This is a genomic window from Rhodoplanes elegans (assembly GCF_016653355.1).
Taxonomy (GTDB): Bacteria; Pseudomonadota; Alphaproteobacteria; order Rhizobiales; family Xanthobacteraceae; genus Rhodoplanes; species Rhodoplanes elegans.
In genome coordinates, this window is record NZ_NHSK01000118.1 from 1 (window position 1) to 19585 (window position 19585).

Consider the following 19585-nt stretch of genomic DNA (forward strand, 5'->3'; position numbering starts at 1 on the left):
GCCGCGGCGGGAGCGCCCGCCTGCGACGGCTCGACGTCGCCGATCAGCGCGGCGAGCCCGCGTCCCAGTCGCGATCGCGGGGCGTCTTCGGCCATTCTGGTCTCCCGGGGTACTCGATATACCTTGTATGTGAAATTACCGCCCGAATGCTCAGCCGGCGAGCGGGCGGACGAGCGCCTTCTCGCGCTGGATCACCTCGGTGGCGAGCCGCAGATAGGCCTCGCTGCCGGCGCATTTGAGATCGTAGACCAGCACCGGCTTGCCGTAGGACGGCGCCTCCGAGACTCGCACGTTGCGCGGGATCACGGTGTCGTAGACCTTCTCGCCCATGAAGGCGCGCACGTCCTCGACCACCTGGCCGGAGAGATTGTTGCGGGCGTCGTACATGGTCAGCACGATGCCGTGGATGGTCAGCGCCGGGTTGAGCGCCGAGCGCACCTGCTCGACCGTCTTGAGGAGCTGCGACAGGCCTTCGAGCGCGAAGAACTCGCACTGCAGCGGCACCAGGATCGCGTCGGCCGCCGCCATCGCGTTGATGGTGAGCAGGTTGAGCGACGGCGGGCAGTCGACCAGCACATAGGTGAAGGGCGGCTCGGTCGGGTCGGCGTTGAGCGCCGTGATCGCCTCGCGCAGCCGGAACGAGCGGTCGCGCTCCTGGCCGATCTCCAGCTCGAGGCCGGCGAGGTCGAGCGTCGACGGCGCGATGGCGAGCCGCGGCACCGCGGTCTGCCGCACGATCTCGCGCAGGCCCGCGCCGCCGGCCAGCACGTCGTAGGTCGAGACCTCGCGGCTCTTGTGGTCGATGCCGAGGCCCGTCGAGGCGTTGCCCTGCGGATCGAGGTCGATGACCAGCACCTCCTCGCCCGTGGCGGCGAGCGCGGTGCCGAGATTGATGGCCGTGGTCGTCTTGCCGACGCCGCCCTTCTGGTTGGCGATGGCCAGCACGCGCGGCCGCGGCGGCGCGTCCGCATGCGGGAACGGCATCACGTCGCCGGGACCTTGGTCGGACATGTCAGTGGCTTTCGGTTCGGACCGGTCGCGCGCCGGCACGGGCCGTGCGGCGGCAGCGGGGCGGGTCCATCGGACGGGTCATCGGGCGCGCTCGAGGCCGCGGACGACGACGATCCGACCGTCCGGGCTGGTCACGCTCGGAACGAGATCGGCCGTGATCTTCCAAGATCTAGATGCCTGGGTCAATTCGGCCTCTACATCTTGACCCTTGGCGAGCAGGGCGCACCCTGTCTTGGTCAACAAAGGATAAACGTAGCCGAGCAAAACCGGAAGTGGCGCGAGCGCCCGCGCCGTGGTGATATCGGGGACGACCGGTTTTTTTCGATTGAAGTCCTCGATCCGCTCGGCATGGACGGTGACCGGAAGCCCGAGGTCCGCCGCGACATCGCGCAGGAACGCGGCCTTCTTCTGTGTCGCCTCGACGAGATGAAAGGCGGCGCCCTCCCGGTCGGCCAGCGCGCAGGCGAGCACCAGGCCCGGGAATCCACCGCCCGAGCCGAGATCGACGAAGGTCCGCGCCTCCGGTCCGATCAGCGGCAGGAGCTGCAGCGAGTCGGCGACGTGGCGGGTCCACAGCGTCGGGATGGTCGACGGCGCCATCAGGTTCATGATGGCCTGTCGCGCGATCAGCATCTCGACGAAGCGATCGAGCCGCGCCGCTGTTTCACGTGAAACGGGCGTCAGCGCGAGGGCGGCGGCGCGATCGGCGAGATCGATGGCCGGGAGCGTCTTGGCGGGCTTCATGGCTGCCGACCCGAGAGTCGAGGCCGGAACCGGCGCCCTTCGAGGCTCGACCTGCGGTCGATCGCCTCGGAGTGGCGGGATGAAGGATCTTCGGAGGAGAGCCCCCGCGTGCCCCAACCCAACTCCTCATGGTGAGGTGCCCGCGAAGCGGGCCTCGAACCATGTGGCCACGGCACCTCCACCCCGAGCGCGATCGCGGCAGTCACCGATGGCCACATGGTTCGAGACGCGGCCTTCGGCCGCTCCTCACCATGAGGGGCTAGTTCTCGTCTCTGCCGCGCGCCGCCCATCTAACCTGCTTACCCCTGCCCCGTCCCGGCCCGGCCGCGTCCCGGCCGCCGCAGATGCGCGGCGAGGAGCATCAGGGCCGCCGGCGTGACTCCGTCGATGCGGCCGGCCTGACCCAGCGTCGCCGGACGGGCGGCCGAGAGCTTCGCGCGCACCTCGTTCGACAGGCTGGTGACGGCCGCATAGTCGAGATCGGCCGGGATCGTCACACCCTCGTCGCGCCGGAACGCCGCGATGTCGGCGGTCTGGCGATCGAGATAGACGGCGTATTTCGCATCGATCTCGAGCTGCTCCCCGATCGCCGGGCCGAGGACGCGAAGCTCCGGCCAGAGGCGGGCGACATCGGCGAGACCGATCTCCGGGTAGGACAGGAGATCGAAGGCGCTGCGGCGCTGGCCGTCCTTGCGCAACGCCAGTCCCTGGCGTTCCGCCTCGATCGGGGTCACTGACAGCGACCGAGCGAGCGAGCGCGCCGCGTCGAGCGCCGCCGTCTTGGCACGATGCCGCACACTCCGCTCCGTCCCGACACAGCCGAGCGCGATCCCGCGGTCGGTGAGCCGCTGGTCGGCATTGTCGGCCCGCAGCGTCAGCCGGTATTCGGCCCGCGACGTGAACATCCGGTACGGCTCGGAAACGCCGCGGGTGACGAGGTCGTCGATCATCACGCCGAGATAGCTTTCGGCCCGGTCGAACACGATCTCGCCGCCGCCGCCGGCCCGCGCTGCACCATTGAGCCCGGCGACGAGCCCCTGCCCAGCCGCCTCCTCGTAGCCCGTGGTGCCGTTGATCTGGCCGGCGAGGAACAACCCCGAGAGCCGCCTCGTCTCCAATGCCGGCGTCAGCTCGCGCGGATCGACGTGGTCGTACTCGATCGCGTAGCCGGGCCGCGTGATCACGGCGCGCTCCAGCCCCGGAATGGTCGCGACCAGCGCGGCCTGGACGTCCTCGGGCAACGAGGTGGAGATGCCGTTCGGATAGACCGTGTCGGTGTCGAGCCCTTCGGGCTCCAGAAATATCTGGTGCCCGTCGCGCTCGCCGAAGCGGACGATCTTGTCCTCGATCGAGGGGCAATAGCGCGGACCCCGGCTGGCGATCTGCCCGGAGTACATCGGCGAGCGATGGACATTGGCCCGGATCACGGCGTGGGTCGCATCGACGGTGCGGGTGATGCCGCACTCGATCTGCGGCGTGACGATCCGGTCCGTGAGCACGGAAAACGGCTCCGGCGGATCGTCGCCGGGCTGCATCTCGAGCGCCGCCCAGTCGATGGTTCGGCCATCGAGGCGCGGCGGCGTCCCGGTCTTCAGGCGGCCAAGGATCAGCCCTGCCCGTTCGAGCGCGCCCGACAGCCCGAGCGCCGGCGCTTCGCCGACGCGCCCGGCCGGGATGGTGCGTTCGCCGATATGGATGAGGCCGCGCAGGAACGTCCCCGTGGTGACGACGACGGCTCCGGCGGCGAGTTCCCGCCCGTCGGCCAAGCGGACGCCGGTCGCCCGCCCGTCGCGAACCAGGAGATCGTCGGCCTCCCCCTCGATCACCGAGAGGTTCGTGGTCGCCCGGATCGCGGCCTGCATGGCTGCGGCATAGAGGGTGCGATCGGCCTGGCAGCGCGGGCCGCGCACAGCCGGACCTTTCCGGCGGTTCAGAACCCGGAACTGGATGCCGCCCTGGTCCGCGACCCGGCCCATCAGCCCGTCGAGAGCGTCGATCTCGCGCACCAGATGGCCCTTGCCGAGCCCGCCGATCGCCGGATTGCACGACATCGCCCCGATGGTCGCGAACCGGTGCGTCACCAGGACGGTGCGGGCACCCATGCGGGCGGCGGCCGCGGCCGCCTCGCAGCCGGCGTGCCCGCCTCCGATCACGATGACGTCGAAGCGTGTTTCCATGGTCGCGTCGGGGGTTGAGGACGGTGTTTCACGTGAAACACTCGAAACCCGGCGCCCAAAATGCGGCGCCGCCCCGCGCATCTATCACTTGCCGATGCAGAAATCACGAAAGATGACGTCGAGGATGTCCTCGACGTCGACTCGGCCGACCAGCCGGCCGAGCGACCGTGCCGCGAGGCGCAGATCCTCGGCGACCAGCTCTTCGCCCCCGTCGCGATGAGACATCGCCCGGTCGAGCGCCGCCACCGTTTCCTCCAGGGCCGCACGATGCCGCGCCCGGACCACCAGGGCCGGCTCACCGACCCCGACCCGCGCCTCGGCTTCGGCCGCGAGCGCGGCCAACAGTTCGGGCAGCCCCTCGCCCGTCACAGCCGACGTGAAGAACTGCCGCCCGGCGAGCCCGGGCGCGGTGGCCTCTCGGACTCCGGCCAGGTCCACCTTGGTGGATACGGCCCAGGCGCGGTCGCTAATATCTACCGGTGGGGATTCCGCAGCGCTTTGCGCGTCCTGAACCCACAGGACGAGATCGGCGGCCGCCGCCCGTTCGCGGGCGCGCCGCACGCCCTGCTGCTCGATCGGATCGTCGGTGTCCCGCAGGCCGGCGGTGTCGAGCAGCGTCACGGGCTGGCCGCCGAGGTCGAGATGCACCTCGACGACGTCCCGAGTCGTCCCCGGGATCGGCGACACGATCGCGGCTTCCCGCCGAACGATCCGGTTCAGGAGGCTCGACTTGCCCGCATTGGGCGGCCCGGCGATGGCGACGACGAAGCCATCGCGCAGCCGCTCGCCCCGCCCCCCGTCCGTCAGGGCTCGAACAATCTCGTCGCGCAGAAGCCTCACCTGCGCCAGCGCCGGCCCCAGGAGCTCGGTCGGGACGTCGGCCTCGTCAGAAAAGTCGATGCCGGCTTCGACCAGGGCCTGTGCCTCGATCAGCCGGCGCCGCCATCCCTCCGCCCGGTCGCCGAGCAGCCCTTTCAGATGGCTGAGCGCCTGACGGCGCTGCGCATCGGTGTCGGCGGCGATCAGGTCGGCGAGCCCCTCGACCCGGGTGAGGTCGAGCTTGCCGTTGTGGAACGCCCGGCGGGTGAACTCGCCGGCCTCCGCCATCCGGCAGCCCGGCACGGTGCCGAGGGCCTTCAGCACGCCGGCGATCACGGCGCGGCCGCCGTGCACCTGGAGCTCGGCCGTATCCTCGCCGGTCTCGCTCGCCGGCCCGGGAAACCACAGCACCACGGCCTGGTCGATCGCCTCTCGGGTGATGGGCTCCCGTAGCGTGGCGAGCGTCGCATGCCGCGGCTTGGGGATCCGCCCGATCAGCGCCGCGAGCGCCGGACCCGCCTGCGGCCCGGAGACGCGCACGACGGCGATCGCCGCCGGCGGTCGGCCGGACGAGAGGGCGAAGATGGTGTCACGTCTCTCCGTCATGCCGAGACCTGCTCCGACGTTTGCGCGGCTGCGAGGAGCGGCGGAGCGGGATGCTCCGCCAGAACCTCGCGCCGCACACCCGATCCGGCGTTGTCTTGCATCCTTGCCACAACCGTCTTACTCTCAATCCATGAAGACCCTGACCGTAAGGCTTCCGGACGCCCTCGTCAGCGAGATCGAGACCGAATCCCGTCTTCGCAACGTCTCCAAGTCCGATGTGGTCCGCGAGCGACTGACCGCGCGGCCAGAGGCGGCCCCGGCTGGACACGTTGCCATCGCCGACCTCGTCGGTAGCGTCGACGGGCTGCCGCCCGATCTCAGCTCGAACACGAAGGCCGCTCTGAAAGCCTCCGGCTATGGCCGCAAGCATTCTGGTTGATGCCGGCTTCGTCGTCGCGCTGCTGTCGCGGCGCGACACCGCCCACCCCTGGGCGGTCCGCCAAGCCGAACGGTCGCCGCCGCCCTGGTCGACCTGCGAGGCCGTTCTGTCCGAAGCCTTCCATCTTCTCGGGCGACCGGGATATCAGGCCCTCTCCGCCCTGATTCGACGCGGCGCCCTCGTAGCGGACTTCGCTTTTCAGCCCGATGCCGATCCGGTCGTCCGCCTCGTCGAAAAATACGCCGACGTCCCGATGAGCTTCGCTGACGCTTGCCTGGTTCGGATGACCGAGATCGTCGGCGATCCGCTGTTGCTCACCACCGACTCGGATTTTCGCATCTATCGGCGTCTCGGCCGGCGAACCATCCCCTGTCTGCTCCCATCCTGAAGGGCGCATCCCGCCTTCCCCGCGGCGCCGGCACCCCTCGCCGGCTCGGTGGTTCTCCTCCACAATGGCGAAAACCCCCGGAGCCCCGATGGACACCCCTGCCGACCGCACCGCGTTGCGTGAAAACCGCCTCGCCCACGAGACCAGCCCCTATCTGCTGCAGCACCGGCACAATCCGGTCGACTGGTGGCCGTGGGGTCCGGAGGCGCTGGCCGAGGCGAAGCGCACCGGCAAGCCGATCCTCCTCTCGGTCGGCTACGCGGCCTGCCACTGGTGCCATGTGATGGCGCACGAGAGCTTCGAAAATCCGTCGATCGCGGCGCTGATGAACGACCTCTTCGTGAACATCAAGGTCGACCGCGAGGAGCGGCCCGACATCGACCAGATCTACATGGGTGCGTTACACCATCTCGGTGAGCAGGGCGGCTGGCCCCTGACCATGTTCCTCACCGCCGACGGCGAGCCGGTGTGGGGCGGCACCTATTTCCCGCCCGCCTCGCGCTATGGGCGGCCCGGCTTTCCCGATGTGTTGCAAGAGGTTGCGCGGCTGTTCCGGGAGGAGCCGGAGCGCATCGACCACAATCGCAAGGCCCTGATGGGACGCCTCGCGGCGCGCGCCCGCGCGGATTCGGCCGTGACGCTCGGGGTCGCGGAGCTCGATCAGGTCGCCCGCCAGGTCGCCGGGCTGATCGACATCGGCAATGGCGGGCTTCGCGGTGGACCAAAGTTCCCGCAGCCGGCCTTGCTCGAGCTGTTGTGGCGGGGCGGCCAGCGGGTCGACACCGGCGAGGATTTACTGCAGCGCACCAATGTGTGTTTCGATCTGGTCAATCTTTCGCTCGAGCGGATGTGCGAGGGCGGCATCTACGATCACCTCGGCGGAGGCTTCTCGCGCTACTCGGTCGACGACCGCTGGCTCGTCCCGCATTTCGAGAAGATGCTCTACGACAACGCCCAGCTCCTCGAGCTCCTGGCGCTCGCCCATGCCCGCACCGGGCATCCCCTCTTCCGGCAGCGCGCCGCCGAGACGGTCGGCTGGCTGGTGCGCGAGATGGTGACGCCGGAGAACGCCTTCGCGGCCTCGCTCGACGCCGATTCCGAAGGAGAAGAGGGCAAATTCTACGTCTGGCGACCCGACGAGATCGCGGCCGTGCTCGGTCCCGAGGACGCCGACCTTTTCGCTCGGGTCTACGACGTCACCCCGGCGGGCAACTTCGAAGGGCACACGATCCTCAACCGGCTCGCGCTGCTCGACGACCACGCCCGCGCCCGGACCGGACGCGACTTTGCTTTGCGCCCGCTGGACGGCGATCTCGAACGTCGACTTTTTGCATTGCGTCAAAGTGTGTTAAAAGCGCGTGAACGCCGCGTCCGGCCCGGCCTCGACGACAAGGTCCTCGCCGACTGGAACGGCCTGATGATCGCGGCGCTCGCCAATGCCGGCGCGCTTCTGGACGAGCCGGAATGGATCGCCCTCGCCCGGCGCGCCTTCGATTTCATAGCGACGTCGATGACCCGGGACGGTCGGCTCGGCCATTCGTGGCGGGATGGCCGGCTGCTCTTCCCCGGCCTCGCCTCGGACCACGCCACGATGATCCGCGCCGCCCTGGCCCTGCACGAGTCCACCGGCGACCAATTTTTTCTAGACAGTGCCGTCGCTTGGCAGTCCGCCCTCGAAGACCATCACGCCGATCCGGACACCGGCGGCTACTTCCTCACGGCCGACGACGCCGAGGGGCTGGTCGTCCGCCCGGCCTCGACTCAGGACGACGCGATCCCCAACCACACCGGCCTCGCCGCCCAGAACCTCGTGCGGCTCGCCGTGCTGACCGGCGACGATGCCTATCGGGACCGGGCCGACCGGCTGTTCGCCGGACTCCTGCCGGTCGCCGCCGCCAACCTGTTCGGCCATATGGGGCTGTTGAACGCCCTCGACCTGCGTCTTCGCGCAGCGGAGATCGCCGTGGTCGGCGATACCCCGCACAATGCTGCACTCGTTGGTGCAGCGCAGCGCGTGCCGTTCACCGAGCGCATCCTGAGTCGGGCCGGCGACGGGGCCCGACTTTCGGAAAATCATCCAGCAAAAGAGAAAATCGCCGCAGTCGCGGGTGCTGCCGCTTTCGTGTGCTTCGACGGCCGCTGCTCGCTTCCGGTGCTGACGCCGGATGCCCTCCGCGCGGTCCTGGAGACGTCACGCTCCCGGGCCTGACCTCGGCTCCGCTCAGGCCGGCGCTCGGGTCCGGGCCAATTCTCGCCGGAGCACCACGAGCCCGGGCTGCGACGGCGCCCCGCGTCGGTCCGGCACGAAGCCAGACCGGGCGTAGAGGTCGCGCGCGATGGTCATCGTCTCGCCGACCTCGAGCACCATGGCGCGGTAGCCAGCCTCGGCGGCGGTCTCGATCAGCCCGGCGACCAGCTCCTCGGCGATGTGCAGACCCCGAAACGCCGGACGGACGAACAGCCGCGTCAGCTCGCAGACGCCGGTGCGGCGCCGGCGATAGGCCGCGACCCCGACGGGGTCCGGCCCGGCATGGGCGATCAGCACGCAGCCGTGCGGGCGGGCGTAGCGTCCCGGCAGCCGGGACGCTTCGCGCTCGAGGGTTTCGCGGGAGGAGGCGTCGCCCGACCAGGCGACGTAGTCGCGGAACAGACGCTCCACCAGCGCTCGGTCCTCGGGCCAGCGCGCCTCACCGACTGCCAGCCGCTGCGGGACCTCGCGCATCGCCTCACGTGTTCATCGAATCGAAGAACTCGCCGTTGGTCTTGGTGTTGCGCAGCTTGTCGAGCAGGAAGTCGATCGCGTCCATGGTGCCCATCGGATTGAGGATGCGGCGCAGGACGTAGATCTTCTTGAGCGTCTGGTTCTCGGTGAGCAGCTCTTCCTTGCGGGTGCCCGAGCGGGTGATGTCGATCGCCGGGAAGGTGCGCTTGTCGGCGACCTTGCGGTCGAGAATGATTTCCGAGTTGCCGGTGCCCTTGAACTCTTCGAAGATCACCTCGTCCATGCGGCTGCCGGTCTCGATCAGCGCGGTCGCGATGATGGTCAGCGAGCCGCCCTCCTCGATGTTGCGGGCCGCGCCGAAGAAACGCTTCGGCCGCTGCAGGGCGTTGGCGTCGACGCCGCCGGTCAGCACCTTGCCGGAGGACGGAACCACGGTGTTGTAGGCGCGGCCGAGGCGGGTGATCGAGTCGAGCAGGATCACCACGTCGCGCTGATGCTCGACCAGGCGCTTGGCCTTCTCGATCACCATCTCGGCGACCTGGACGTGACGCGAGGCCGGCTCGTCGAAGGTCGAGGAGATCACCTCGCCCTTCACCGAGCGCTGCATGTCGGTCACTTCTTCCGGGCGCTCGTCGATCAAGAGGACGATCAGATAGCACTCGGGATGGTTCGCCGTGATGGCGTGCGCGATGTTCTGGAGCAGCACCGTCTTGCCGGTGCGCGGCGGCGACACGATCAGGGCGCGCTGGCCCTTGCCGATCGGCGCGACGATGTCGATGACGCGGGCGGACAGATCCTTCCGGGTCGGATCCTCGACCTCCATCTTGAGCCGCTCGTCCGGATAGAGCGGCGTCAGATTGTCGAAGTTGATCTTGTGCCGCGCCTTCTCCGGGTCCTCGAAGTTGATCGTGTTGACCTTGAGGAGCGCGAAGTAGCGCTCGCCCTCCTTCGGGCTCCTGATCTGGCCTTCGATGGTATCGCCGGTGCGCAGGCCGAAGCGGCGGATCTGCGAGGGAGAGACGTAGATGTCGTCCGGGCCGGGCAGATAATTGGCCTCCGGGGAGCGCAGGAAGCCGAAGCCGTCCTGCAGCACCTCGACGACGCCTTCACCAATGATCTCGACGTCCTTCTGCGCGAGCTGCTTGAGGATGGCGAACATCAGCTCTTGCTTGCGCATGGTCGAGGCGTTCTCGACCTCGTGCTCGTCGGCGAACGCCAGCAATTCGGTCGGACTCTTCGACTTGAGATCCTGAAGCTTCATTTCCCGCATGCGGGTTGTCCTGTGGATCGGCGGGTCAATTCCGCTCGTCGCTGGAAGGGAGTTGTCGCAGGTCTTTGGGCAGACGGGCTTAGGCCTCTGGGCCCCGATGCTGCGCTTCGGCCCTGGGGGACCTTGATCGATTGCATCTGCCTGCGTTCGGGGAGATGGCGCCAACATAGGTAAAGAGGGCGAGGCACGCAAGAGCGTTGCCTGGTGAAAGGACGTGCAGGTTGCCGTTCAGAACGGCTTCACAATCACCAGGATCACGGTCCCGACCGCCGAAACGACACCCACGACGTTGAGAACCATGTAGAATCCGCGCCGGCTGCGAGCCTTTTCCAGGCCCCCGGGCCGGGCCAGCCGACGGGTCTCGGCCGATACGCTACCGTGCACGGCCGACAACACGATGACGAGCGCGAGCTTGCCGTGGAACCAGCCGCTGGCGATCCAGCCGCCCTCCGACACCAGCCAGCCGCCGAATCCCCAGGTCAGCACCATGGCCGGATTGACGAGATGCCGGATGATCCGGTGCTCGATCAGCCCGAGCATGTCGGCCGCCGGCCCGGGCCCCGCTCCGACATGCAGGGCGAACAGCGGCGGCAATGCCAGCATGCCGGCCACCCAGGCCGTCACGGTGACGAGATGCGCCGCCTTCATCCAGTCGTAGAGGTCGATCGGCACCACGAGGATCAGGCCGACCGCGGCCGCGATCGGGACCAGGAGCCCGATCACGGCCCGAAGCACCCGCCGGCCCGGCGAGGCGAGCTCGCCCCGTTGCGGACCGGCGCCGTCGGTCAACGGCCACGCACCCGCGCCAGCATCCGCTCGACGTTCTCGACCGACGCCTCGGGCGTGATGCCGTGACCGAGATTGAAGATGAACGGGCCGTCCCGGAAGGCTTCCATCACGGCATCGACGCCGCGATCGAGGGCGTCGCCGCCGGCGACCAGCAGCAGCGGGTCGAGATTGCCCTGCACGGCGACCCGGCTCTGGATGCGCTCGCGCGCGAAGGTCAGGTCCATCGTCCAGTCGAGGCCGACCGCGTCCACCGGCACCCGGTCGACGAAGCGCTCGAGCTGGGTGCCGGCGCCGCGCGGAAACGCGATGATCTTGGCCCCTGGCACCTGCGCCCGCACCCCGTCGATGATGCGCTTCGCCGGATCGATCACCCAGCGGTCGAACTCGGCCGGCGGCAGGATGCCACCCCAGGTGTCGAACAGCTGCACGGCGTCGACGCCGCAGCGGAACTGCTCGGTGAGATAGGTGATCGACGCCTCGACCAGGCTGTCGATCAGCCGCTGCATGGTCTTCGGGTCGCGATAGGCGAGCAGCCGCGCCGGTCCCTGGTCCGGGGTGCCCTGGCCGGCCACCATGTAGGTCGCGACCGTCCACGGCGCGCCGCAAAAGCCCAGGAACGTCGTCTCGGCCGGCAGCCCGGCTCGGATCAGCTCCACGGCCTCGAACACGGCCGCGAGCTTGGTCTTGTCGAAGGCGCCGGCATAGCGAGACACGTTCTCGGCCGTCACCACCGGCTCGAGCTGCGGACCCTCCCCGGCCGTGAACCGCACCGTCTGGCCGAGCGCGTGCGGCACCACCAGGATGTCGGAGAACAGGATCGCCGCATCGAACCCGAAGCGTCGGATCGGCTGGAACGTCACCTCGGCGGCGAGCGTTGGATTGTAGCAGAGGTCGAGGAAGCTCCCCGCCTGCTCGCGCGTCGCCCGGTACTCGGGCAGGTACCGTCCGGCCTGACGCATCATCCAGACCGGAGGCACCGCCTGCCGCTTGCCGGCCAACACGTCGAGAACTTTACGGGTCGGGATCGTCGTCGAGACGGAGCTGGGCATGTCGGGCCTGGTCATCTGCTCATTCAAAAGATTAAGTGAATCTTCATTGTTGAGTCTATTGGGGGCGGGAAAAGACTCACGACTCGGCTGTCCACACGGGATCCACCCTCGTCCACACCGTCATCCACCGTTCCGGGTCCGGAGGCAACCCCGCGGCCGGACGCCGGGAGTCTTTGTCGCAGAGGGACTTGGGCCGTGGGTCGACCGTCCCGGGGTGATACCATTGCCGCTCTCCACATTGAAGGCGTATAAATCCGGGACTCGTTCTCCCGTCTTGTGAATATGTGATCCGGGCCGGGCCGGGACGTGCCGCACCACCCCGTGGCGGTGACGGCGGAGGGGGTTTGTCCCCAGCCGTCCACAGTCGTCCCGAACGCCGTCCCTGGACCGCGATGAGCAAGCCGACCAGCTTCTTCCACCTGCACCTCGTCTCCGACTCGACCGGCGAGACGCTGATCACGGTCGCGCGCGCCGCGACCGCACAGTACACCCAGGTGTCGGCGGTCGAGCACGTCTATCCGGCGGTGCGCACCAACAAGCAGCTCGACCATGTGCTCGCCGAGATCGAGCAGGAGCCGGGCGTCATCCTCTACACGCTGCTCGATGCCGCCCTGATCGACCGGCTGGAGGCGACCTGCCGGGACCTCGGCCTGCCCTGCCTGTCGATCCTCGGCCCGGTGCTGCGGCTGTTCGAGTCCCATCTGGGCGCCGAGGCGACCCCCAAGGTCGGCGCCCAGCACGCCCTCGACGCCGAGTACTTCAAGCGGATCGACGCGCTCAACTACACGATGATGCACGACGACGGGCAGATGGCCGACGACCTGGAGCGCGCCGAGGTGGTGCTGGTCGGGGTGTCGCGCACGTCGAAGACGCCGACCTCGATCTATCTCGCCAATCGCGGCGTGAAGACCGCCAACATCCCGCTGGTGCCCGGCGTGCCGCTGCCGCCCGGGCTCGAGGATCTCAAGCATCCGCTGGTGGTCGGACTGTTCGCGAGCCCGGAGCGGATCGTCGCGATCCGCCAGAACCGCCTGCTCGGCCTCAAGGCCCATCAGGAGGACGACCAGTATATCGACCAGGACGCGGTCTCCGACGAGATCACCTATTCGCGCCGCCTGTGCGCCCGCAACGGCTGGCCGCTGATCGACGTGACGCGCCGCTCGATCGAGGAGACGGCGGCCGCCGTGATGGCGCTCTTGGCCGAGCGCCGCCGCCAGCTGGGCGGCGAGTAGGCGGTGTTCCAATGACCACGTGTCGTCATTCCGGGGCGCGGCGAAGCCGCGAACCCGGAATCCAGCGACCATTTCAGAGCCTCTCGGCTGGAGTCCGGGTCCGGCGTTTCACGCCGTCCCGGAATGACCGGGCTCCTTCGATGCGGAAGACGTGATGCTCTGGCTCGCCCCGACCCCGCTGGTGATCGCCTCGAAGAGCGCGGTGCGCCGCGCCATGCTGGCGGCCGCCGGCTTTCCGCTCGAGGTCGGCGAGGCCGACATCGACGAGCGTGCCGTCGAGACCCGCGGCGGGCCGGTGGCGCCCGACCAGGCGGCGCTCCTGCTGGCGCGCGAGAAGGCCCGCGTCGCCGTCGCCCGCTTCCCCGGCCACTACGTGATCGGCGCCGACCAGACCCTGGCGCTCGGCGACCGCCGCTTCAACAAGCCGGAGAACCGCGCCGCGGCGCGCGAGCAGCTCAAGGCGCTGGGCGGCCAGACCCACGCGCTCCACTCCGCCGTCGCGGTCGCCAAGGACGGGCGGGTGATCTTCAGCCATGTCGAGACCGCCCGCCTCACCATGCGGCGGCTCACCGACCGGTTTCTCGACGCCTATCTGGACACGGCCGGCGACGCGGTGACGACCAGTGTCGGGGCCTATCAGCTCGAAGGGCTCGGGATTCATCTGTTCGAGCGGATCGACGGCGACCATTTCACCATCCTGGGCCTGCCGCTGTTCCCGCTGCTCGCCTTCCTGCGCCGCGAGGGCTGCCTGGCCGGATGAGGCGGTGCCGGATGCGGCAGCCATGAGGGTGACGATGACCGCGACGATGCGAATCATCGGGCTCACCGGATCGGTGGGCATGGGCAAGTCGGTGACGGCCCGGTTGTTCTCCGAGGCGGGCGTGCCCGTGCACGACGCCGACGCCGCGGTCCACCGCCTCTACGAAGGCGACGCGGTCGCGCCGGTCGAGGCCGCCTTTCCGGGTGTCACGGTCGACGGCCGAATCGATCGCCCCAGGCTCGCGGCGCGCGTGCTGAACGATCCCGCCGCGCTGAAGGCGCTGGAGGCGATCGTCCATCCTCTGGTCCGCCGCGAGGAGGAGGCGTTCCTCGCCGCCGCGCGGGCCGCCGGGGCGCCCGTCGCCGTGCTCGACATCCCGCTGCTGTTCGAGACCGGCGGTGACGCCCGCGTCGACCATGTCGTCGTCGTCTCGGCGCCGGCCGATCTCCAGCGCGCCCGCGTGCTGCGCCGGCCCGGCATGACGCCGGAGAAGTTTTCGGCGATTCTCGCCAAGCAATTGCCGGATGCCGAGAAGCGCCGGCGCGCGGATTTTATCGTGGACAGCTCCGGCGGCTTCGATTCCGCCCGCGCCCAGGTCCGTGCCATTCTGGCCGCACTGCCGACTCGGGCGCCGCGATCGCGGCCGTCCGACCAGACGACGCCCTGAGCGCGAGGCCAGATGTCCATTCGCGAGATCGTGTTCGACACCGAGACCACCGGCCTCGACCCGTTGAAGGGTGACCGGCTGGTCGAGATCGGCTGCATCGAGCTGGTCGACCGCCTGCCGTCCGGCCGGACCTTCCACAAATACATCAACCCGCAGCGCGACATGCCGGCCGAGGCGTTCGCCGTGCACGGGCTGTCGGCCGAGTTCCTCGCCGACAAGCCGCTGTTCGCCGACATCGTCGCGGAGTTCGTCGCCTTCATCGGCGATGCCCCGATGATCGCCCACAACGGGATGTTCGATCTCGGCTTCATCAATGCCGAGCTGGACCGCTGCGGCATCCCGGCCCTGCCGCGCACCCGCATCGTCGACACGCTGCAGCTCGCCCGCCGAAAATTCCCCGGCGCCTCGAACAAGCTCGACGACCTTTGCGCCCGCTACCGCATCGACACGTCGCGCCGCGTCAAGCACGGCGCGCTGCTCGATTCCGAGCTCCTGGCCGAGGTCTATCTCGAGCTGATCGAGGCCCGGCAGGTCTCGCTCGATCTGGTCAGCGCCGACACCGTCGCGATGGAGGTCGGCGAGACGGTGCGGGCGGTCCGGGTCCGCCCGACCCCGCTCGCCCCGCGCCTCGACGCCGCCGAGCTCGCGGCCCACCGCGCCTTCGTCGGCACGCTCGGCGACCAGGCGATCTGGAAGGACTATCTGCCGGCCCCCGAGCCGGTGGCCGAGGAGACCCGCGCCGCCGGGTGAGGCGCGGCGCGGCGTCGGCAGGGCGATCAGCCGGGCATCCGGTCGCTGTCGTCCGGCGGCAAGGCGAGCACCGAGCGGGTGATCGGGAAGCGGTCGGCGAGCAGCGCGGCCTCGAAGCGGCCGGCATATTCGGACCACGAGATGCCCTGCTGGTGGCGGATCGCCGCCTCGTGCTGGCGCCGCCACAGCGCGTCGTCGGTGAGCAGGGCGACGGTGCGCTCGGCGAAGCGGTCCGGGTCGGCCTCGTGGAAGCCCGTGATCCCGTCGAGCACGCGCTCCGGCACGGCGGCGACCGGCGCCACCACGGCCGGCACGCCGAGCGCCTGCGCCTCGGCGACGGCCAGGCAGAAGGCCTCCACCTTGTGGGACAGGTAGACGAGCACGCGCGATCCGCGCATCGCCTCGATCAGGCCCTCGCGGGTCGCGCTCGGATGCACGACGACCGAGGCGCGCACATGCGCCGGCTGGTTCGCCGGCAGCAGCGTGCCGGACCACACGTCCCAGGCATTCGTGCCGGGCGGAATGTCGTGGACGCCGTAGACGTCCAGCACCGCGTCGGGCACGCGCGGCAGCACCTTGTCGGCCCAGATCTCGACGAGGCGCCCGAGGTTGCGCTGCGGATTGGAGGCGAAGATGGCGCGGCGCGGCGGCGGCGCTTTGAGCGGGGCGTGGCCACGCACGTCCTCGGGCAGGCCGAGCGGGATCAGGATCTGCGGATCGCGCCGCGGCAGGAAGGGCGAGTAGATGGTCACCTGGTGCAGGCTCTGCAGCACCGGCACGGGCCGGTACCACCAGACGCGGCCGATCTGCTTGTAGTGCTTGAGGTGGTTCGGCTGCCACAGCACCCAGATGGCGCGTCGCTTCGGCCGCTTCACGAAGCGCAGGAGGCGCGGATGCTGGCAGGCGACGTAGAGGTCGCAGGTCTCCGGCCGGGCGCCGGCGATCGGCCGCCACATCACGCCGTGGTCCTCCACGGGCGTCGTGCAGTTGGTGTAGACGGTCACGGCGTGACGGCGGCGCGCCAGCTCGCGCGCCAGCCGGATGACCGACGACTCGGTCCCGCCGAGCGGCTGCGTCTCCAGATGCGTGCCGTCGTATTGCCGCGTCGTGTCGGCGATGATGATCTCGGCCATGGGTCGGCCAGCACTCTCTCGGGGAGGAGGGGCTTCGCCCCGGTTCGCGCCGTCATAGCGCAGGCGAGCGTCGCGTTGAAGCGAGCCCGCATCTTGCGTGCGGCCGGCCGCGCCCCCAAAGTCGCGTCGGGCTCGGAAAAATCCCGGATTCGACCATGCACACCCGTTCGTTGGAGGCCTGGCAGCACGATCACGTCTTTCTCGGCAAGGGCCACGACGCCAACGAGCGGCGGACCTGGGCCGTGGTGGCGCTGACCGGCACCATGATGGTGGCCGAGATCGTCGGCGGCACGCTGTTCGGCTCGATGGCCGTGGTGGCGGACGGCTGGCACATGGCGACGCATGCCGGGGCGCTGGCGATTGCGGCCTTGGCCTACCGGATGGCGCGCCGGAACGCGCAAAATCCCGCCTACACGTTCGGCACCGGCAAGATCGGCGAGCTCGCCGGATTCGCCAGCGCCGTGGTGATGGCGATCGTCGCGCTGCTGGTCGCGTGGGAGTCGGTCGAGCGGCTGATCACGCCGGTCGAGATCGCCTTCGGCCAGGCGATCGCACTCGCCGTGGTCGGCCTCGCCGTCAATCTCGTCAGCGCCTGGCTGCTGTTCGACCCGCACCATCATCATCACGATCACGGGTTTGCCGGCCACGCCGCGCACGACGATCATGATCATGACGACGACCATCATGATGATCACGATCATCACGACGAAAGTCATGATCACGATCACCCGCACGACACCGACAACAATCTGCGCGCCGCGTATTTCCACGTTCTGGCCGACGCGCTGACCTCGGTGTTGGCCGTGGTGGCGCTGCTCGCCGCGCGCTATCTCGGATGGACCGTGATGGACCCGCTGATGGGGATCGTCGGCGCCGTGCTGATCACGCAGTGGTCGGTCGGCCTCTTGCGCGCCGCCGGCGGCGTGCTGGTCGACCGGGTGCCGGACGCCCGCCTGGTGAAGACCGTCCGTGACAAGCTCGAGGTCGGCAGCGATCGCGTCAGCGATCTGCACGTCTGGCGCGTCGGCCCGGGCCATCTGGCCGTGATCGCCGCGATCGTCAGCGACGACCCGCAGCCGCCGGAGGCCTACAAGGCGCGCCTCGCGGACCTGTCGGCCCTGTCGCATGTGACGATCGAGGTGCACGGCTGCGACGCGCACGACCACGACGCCGGCGACACGGTGCGCCGCCTCAGCGCGGCCGCCTGATGCGCACGTAGAGCGGCTCGCGCGCAGCGCGCGAGAAGTGCCTGCGGCCGTGGGCTCCGAGGGCTGCGACCTAACTTGGGATGGCGCCATTAGGTCCGGATAAGGTCCCCGGGCCGGGTCGTTAGGGCAGGACCGCGACTGCTTCCCTCCAAATTTGAGTTCGGTTGACGTGGCCACTTCTTATCGCGCTTCGGTTGCTGTATCCTTAATGGATCGTGAATGACCGCAGGCGGGCCAATTGTGTTAGATAGAATATCAAAGTTGATCCCGGCACTAGCGCTTGCTGCATTCAGCACATTGTCAATATTCAATCTTGGCTATTTCTGGTAAATAGGACTTCATTTCTTAGGTGTTATTGATTTCAATAATCTTGTGTATTCGTTTGCGTTGTCTCTCAGTGTAGTTTTACTACTTGTTTTAATCATGAATTTCTTGCGTACTCGGCTTGATCCTAGTAATTCATTTACGAAATTTCCAGGAATCAGTAAATACTTAGTGGTGTTTGCCGTTCTTAGCTTCCTATTAACTTTCCCAATCTTGATATTCACCTCATCTCCGATTCGATCGAGCGTGTTGCTCGACATCATATTACTGATCGGGTTTCTATTTGCATCTGCGGGGGGCCTAGGACACCTCTGGATCTCGCATCAAGAAGGCACCATTGTTGATCCGCTTGGCTGGTATCTGATCGGATTTGGCTCGCTTTTTGTTGTGTTTTTCCAATCTGGCATAGTGATGGCCGGGATCCAAATGGAGGATACGCGCGAATTGTATAGTTTATCAACAAAGTCCGGTGTAATTATAAACGCCAAAATACTAAGAACGTCTTCGAGCGGGTTCATTGTATATTCGGATAGATCAGTTCAATTCATCCCTCTTGCTGAGATTAGATCAGTGAAGACGGAACAGATGAAGCATTAGGTGTCCGCCTCCCGGAAGATATCCGCTCGCTGGTGCCTAACCCTGGCCAGCTGGCGAGCCGCGGCGGCGACCGCGGCGAGCGCGTCGCGCACCTTCTCCACAGGTCGCTCCACAGGTCGCTTGCTGATCTCAATCGCTGACTCCGCTGTTGACACCCCGAGTGCGAGTTCCGGATTTTACCACTGTCATGACAAGAAGCCGAGCTGGCGCGCGGAGCACGGGAATGTTGACCGATATTTTTGCCCGCCGTTATGGCACCTTGCCCTTGTGGAAGGCCTTTGAAGAGCCGTCACGTCGACTACTTGTCCAAACGTTTCAATTAGTTACCCAAATTCAACCGTACTATATAAATGGCAAGGAGTCGTTTGAAGGAAAGGTGTTCTGGGGAGCGCTGCACAACCTTCTTGCCAGAGAGCTGGGCCTGCAAGAACTCTCACCAAAGACGTGGGGCTATTGGACGCCCCAAAAGACATGGGCATCAGGCACTTATAGCATGCATTCAGTGTGCGAGCGGTGGATGCTACTGAACTTTGATGGGTCGATTGCTGCCGATCAACATATCAAAGAGCGACTTAGTTTAGTTGAAATCGGCTTTCGGATGCATGAGGGAACAATTGGTTTTAAAAGCCATCAGACGATGGCGGAGGCCGTCAAAAATGATGAGCGGGCACTGCGAAAAGGGTTTGTGACGTCTATGAGCTGCTTGGACAGGGCGAAGGCCTCGATCGATCTGATGAACCAAAGCTTCAATGACGCGGTCAACGAACTCAATGAGCGATTCAAGCACGCGGGCACACACCTTATACCAAAGGCCTCTGTGACTGACTCGCTGGGGATTCCGGGGAGCGGGCGGATGTGATTCGCTCGGCGCGGGAGGATTCGCGCCATGGCGACAGCGGTTGCTCTGCGGACGGATTTCTCGGCGGCCGATCTGCGGCGGCTGGCGGCGGCGTCGAAGAA

Annotated in this window: 18 protein-coding genes and 1 pseudogene; 9 read left to right on the plus strand and 10 right to left on the minus strand. The window is 67.7% G+C overall.

The window, feature by feature from the left end; all coding sequences use genetic code 11:
- From CCR97_RS32540 to mnmE, 5 genes and pseudogenes are all read right to left on the minus strand, one after another.
- Positions 1-95 (minus strand): annotated as a pseudogene (locus CCR97_RS32540) (ParB/RepB/Spo0J family partition protein); the annotation flags it as partial.
- Positions 96-150: 55 nt separating this feature from the next.
- The gene (locus CCR97_RS15575) at positions 151-1011 is read right to left on the minus strand and encodes a ParA family protein (RefSeq protein ID WP_274611527.1); all 861 of its coding nucleotides are present in this window, start codon (positions 1009-1011) and stop codon (positions 151-153) included.
- Positions 1012-1089: 78 nt separating this feature from the next.
- A complete protein-coding gene (gene rsmG, locus CCR97_RS15580) occupies positions 1090-1755 on the minus strand; it encodes a 16S rRNA (guanine(527)-N(7))-methyltransferase RsmG (RefSeq protein WP_111359626.1) in 666 nt (221 codons plus the stop codon).
- Between the two features lie 299 nt (positions 1756-2054).
- Positions 2055-3932 (minus strand): tRNA uridine-5-carboxymethylaminomethyl(34) synthesis enzyme MnmG, encoded by a 1878-nt coding sequence (gene mnmG / locus CCR97_RS15585; protein WP_111359627.1) that lies wholly within the window; start codon positions 3930-3932, stop codon positions 2055-2057.
- 84 nt (positions 3933-4016) lie between these two features.
- Positions 4017-5357 (minus strand): tRNA uridine-5-carboxymethylaminomethyl(34) synthesis GTPase MnmE, encoded by a 1341-nt coding sequence (gene mnmE, locus CCR97_RS15590; protein ID WP_201159630.1) that lies wholly within the window; start codon positions 5355-5357, stop codon positions 4017-4019.
- A 130-nt stretch (positions 5358-5487) separates the two neighbouring features.
- Here mnmE and CCR97_RS15595 point away from each other — a divergent pair, with 130 nt between their 5' ends.
- From CCR97_RS15595 to CCR97_RS15605, 3 genes are all read left to right on the plus strand, one after another.
- Positions 5488-5736 (plus strand): ribbon-helix-helix domain-containing protein, encoded by a 249-nt coding sequence (locus CCR97_RS15595; RefSeq protein ID WP_146618733.1) that lies wholly within the window; start codon positions 5488-5490, stop codon positions 5734-5736.
- Positions 5714-6124 carry a type II toxin-antitoxin system VapC family toxin gene (locus tag CCR97_RS15600; RefSeq protein WP_111357041.1) on the plus strand — a complete coding sequence of 137 codons (411 nt, stop codon included), beginning with the start codon at positions 5714-5716 and terminating at the stop codon, positions 6122-6124. Before CCR97_RS15595 ends, CCR97_RS15600 begins: the two co-directional genes overlap by 23 nt.
- 88 nt (positions 6125-6212) lie before the next feature.
- The gene (locus CCR97_RS15605; protein ID WP_244670478.1) at positions 6213-8333 is read left to right on the plus strand and encodes a thioredoxin domain-containing protein; all 2121 of its coding nucleotides are present in this window, start codon (positions 6213-6215) and stop codon (positions 8331-8333) included.
- Positions 8334-8345: 12 nt separating this feature from the next.
- Here the strand turns inward: CCR97_RS15605 and CCR97_RS15610 are convergent, their stop codons facing one another.
- From CCR97_RS15610 to hemE, 4 genes are all read right to left on the minus strand, one after another.
- Positions 8346-8846, minus strand: a complete 501-nt coding sequence (locus CCR97_RS15610) for a GNAT family N-acetyltransferase (RefSeq protein WP_111357039.1) — start codon at positions 8844-8846, stop codon at positions 8346-8348.
- Between the two features lie 4 nt (positions 8847-8850).
- The gene (rho, locus tag CCR97_RS15615) at positions 8851-10116 is read right to left on the minus strand and encodes a transcription termination factor Rho (RefSeq protein ID WP_111357038.1); all 1266 of its coding nucleotides are present in this window, start codon (positions 10114-10116) and stop codon (positions 8851-8853) included.
- Between the two features lie 228 nt (positions 10117-10344).
- Complete coding sequence (locus tag CCR97_RS15620; RefSeq protein ID WP_111357037.1) at positions 10345-10905, minus strand: CopD family protein; 561 nt, start codon at positions 10903-10905, stop codon at positions 10345-10347.
- Positions 10902-11954, minus strand: coding sequence for a uroporphyrinogen decarboxylase (gene hemE / locus CCR97_RS15625; protein ID WP_111357036.1), 1053 nt, complete (start codon positions 11952-11954; stop codon positions 10902-10904). Before hemE ends, CCR97_RS15620 begins: the two co-directional genes overlap by 4 nt.
- A 392-nt stretch (positions 11955-12346) precedes the next feature.
- Here hemE and CCR97_RS15630 point away from each other — a divergent pair, with 392 nt between their 5' ends.
- From CCR97_RS15630 to dnaQ, 4 genes are all read left to right on the plus strand, one after another.
- Positions 12347-13186: a pyruvate, water dikinase regulatory protein gene (locus CCR97_RS15630; RefSeq protein ID WP_111357035.1), complete on the plus strand. Its 840-nt coding sequence runs from the start codon at positions 12347-12349 to the stop codon at positions 13184-13186.
- Positions 13187-13340: 154 nt separating this feature from the next.
- On the plus strand, positions 13341-13946 hold the full coding sequence (locus tag CCR97_RS15635) for a Maf family protein (RefSeq protein WP_111357034.1): 606 nt from the start codon (positions 13341-13343) through the stop codon (positions 13944-13946).
- Positions 13947-13992: 46 nt separating this feature from the next.
- A complete protein-coding gene (coaE, locus tag CCR97_RS15640; RefSeq protein ID WP_111357044.1) occupies positions 13993-14613 on the plus strand; it encodes a dephospho-CoA kinase in 621 nt (206 codons plus the stop codon).
- 18 nt (positions 14614-14631) lie between these two features.
- Positions 14632-15363 (plus strand): DNA polymerase III subunit epsilon, encoded by a 732-nt coding sequence (gene dnaQ, locus CCR97_RS15645; RefSeq protein WP_111357043.1) that lies wholly within the window; start codon positions 14632-14634, stop codon positions 15361-15363.
- Positions 15364-15389: 26 nt separating this feature from the next.
- Here the strand turns inward: dnaQ and CCR97_RS15650 are convergent, their stop codons facing one another.
- On the minus strand, positions 15390-16496 hold the full coding sequence (locus CCR97_RS15650; protein ID WP_111357033.1) for a glycosyltransferase: 1107 nt from the start codon (positions 16494-16496) through the stop codon (positions 15390-15392).
- 155 nt (positions 16497-16651) lie between these two features.
- Here CCR97_RS15650 and dmeF point away from each other — a divergent pair, with 155 nt between their 5' ends.
- Positions 16652-17704, plus strand: a complete 1053-nt coding sequence (dmeF, locus tag CCR97_RS15655; RefSeq protein ID WP_111357032.1) for a CDF family Co(II)/Ni(II) efflux transporter DmeF — start codon at positions 16652-16654, stop codon at positions 17702-17704.
- A gap of 1144 nt (positions 17705-18848) precedes the next feature.
- Positions 18849-19484, plus strand: a complete 636-nt coding sequence (locus CCR97_RS15660; RefSeq protein WP_146618732.1) for a hypothetical protein — start codon at positions 18849-18851, stop codon at positions 19482-19484.
- Positions 19485-19585: the final 101 nt, after the last annotated feature.

Bases quoted from the DNA above. Each gene is read 5' to 3' on its own strand.
- CCR97_RS15635 (WP_111357034.1), top strand. From the start codon at position 13,341: ATGCTCTGGCTCGCCCCGACCCCGCTGGTGATCGCCTCGAAGAGCGCG.
- hemE (WP_111357036.1), bottom strand. From the start codon at position 11,954: ATGCCCAGCTCCGTCTCGACGACGATCCCGACCCGTAAAGTTCTCGAC.
- CCR97_RS15650 (WP_111357033.1), bottom strand. From the start codon at position 16,496: ATGGCCGAGATCATCATCGCCGACACGACGCGGCAATACGACGGCACG.
- CCR97_RS15630 (WP_111357035.1), top strand. From the start codon at position 12,347: ATGAGCAAGCCGACCAGCTTCTTCCACCTGCACCTCGTCTCCGACTCG.
- CCR97_RS15595 (WP_146618733.1), top strand. From the start codon at position 5,488: ATGAAGACCCTGACCGTAAGGCTTCCGGACGCCCTCGTCAGCGAGATC.
- coaE (WP_111357044.1), top strand. From the start codon at position 13,993: ATGCGAATCATCGGGCTCACCGGATCGGTGGGCATGGGCAAGTCGGTG.
- mnmE (WP_201159630.1), bottom strand. From the start codon at position 5,357: ATGACGGAGAGACGTGACACCATCTTCGCCCTCTCGTCCGGCCGACCG.
- CCR97_RS15600 (WP_111357041.1), top strand. From the start codon at position 5,714: ATGGCCGCAAGCATTCTGGTTGATGCCGGCTTCGTCGTCGCGCTGCTG.
- CCR97_RS15575 (WP_274611527.1), bottom strand. From the start codon at position 1,011: ATGTCCGACCAAGGTCCCGGCGACGTGATGCCGTTCCCGCATGCGGAC.
- CCR97_RS15605 (WP_244670478.1), top strand. From the start codon at position 6,213: ATGGACACCCCTGCCGACCGCACCGCGTTGCGTGAAAACCGCCTCGCC.
- rsmG (WP_111359626.1), bottom strand. From the start codon at position 1,755: ATGAAGCCCGCCAAGACGCTCCCGGCCATCGATCTCGCCGATCGCGCC.
- dmeF (WP_111357032.1), top strand. From the start codon at position 16,652: ATGCACACCCGTTCGTTGGAGGCCTGGCAGCACGATCACGTCTTTCTC.
- CCR97_RS15610 (WP_111357039.1), bottom strand. From the start codon at position 8,846: ATGCGCGAGGTCCCGCAGCGGCTGGCAGTCGGTGAGGCGCGCTGGCCC.
- rho (WP_111357038.1), bottom strand. From the start codon at position 10,116: ATGCGGGAAATGAAGCTTCAGGATCTCAAGTCGAAGAGTCCGACCGAA.
- CCR97_RS15660 (WP_146618732.1), top strand. From the start codon at position 18,849: ATGTTGACCGATATTTTTGCCCGCCGTTATGGCACCTTGCCCTTGTGG.
- mnmG (WP_111359627.1), bottom strand. From the start codon at position 3,932: ATGGAAACACGCTTCGACGTCATCGTGATCGGAGGCGGGCACGCCGGC.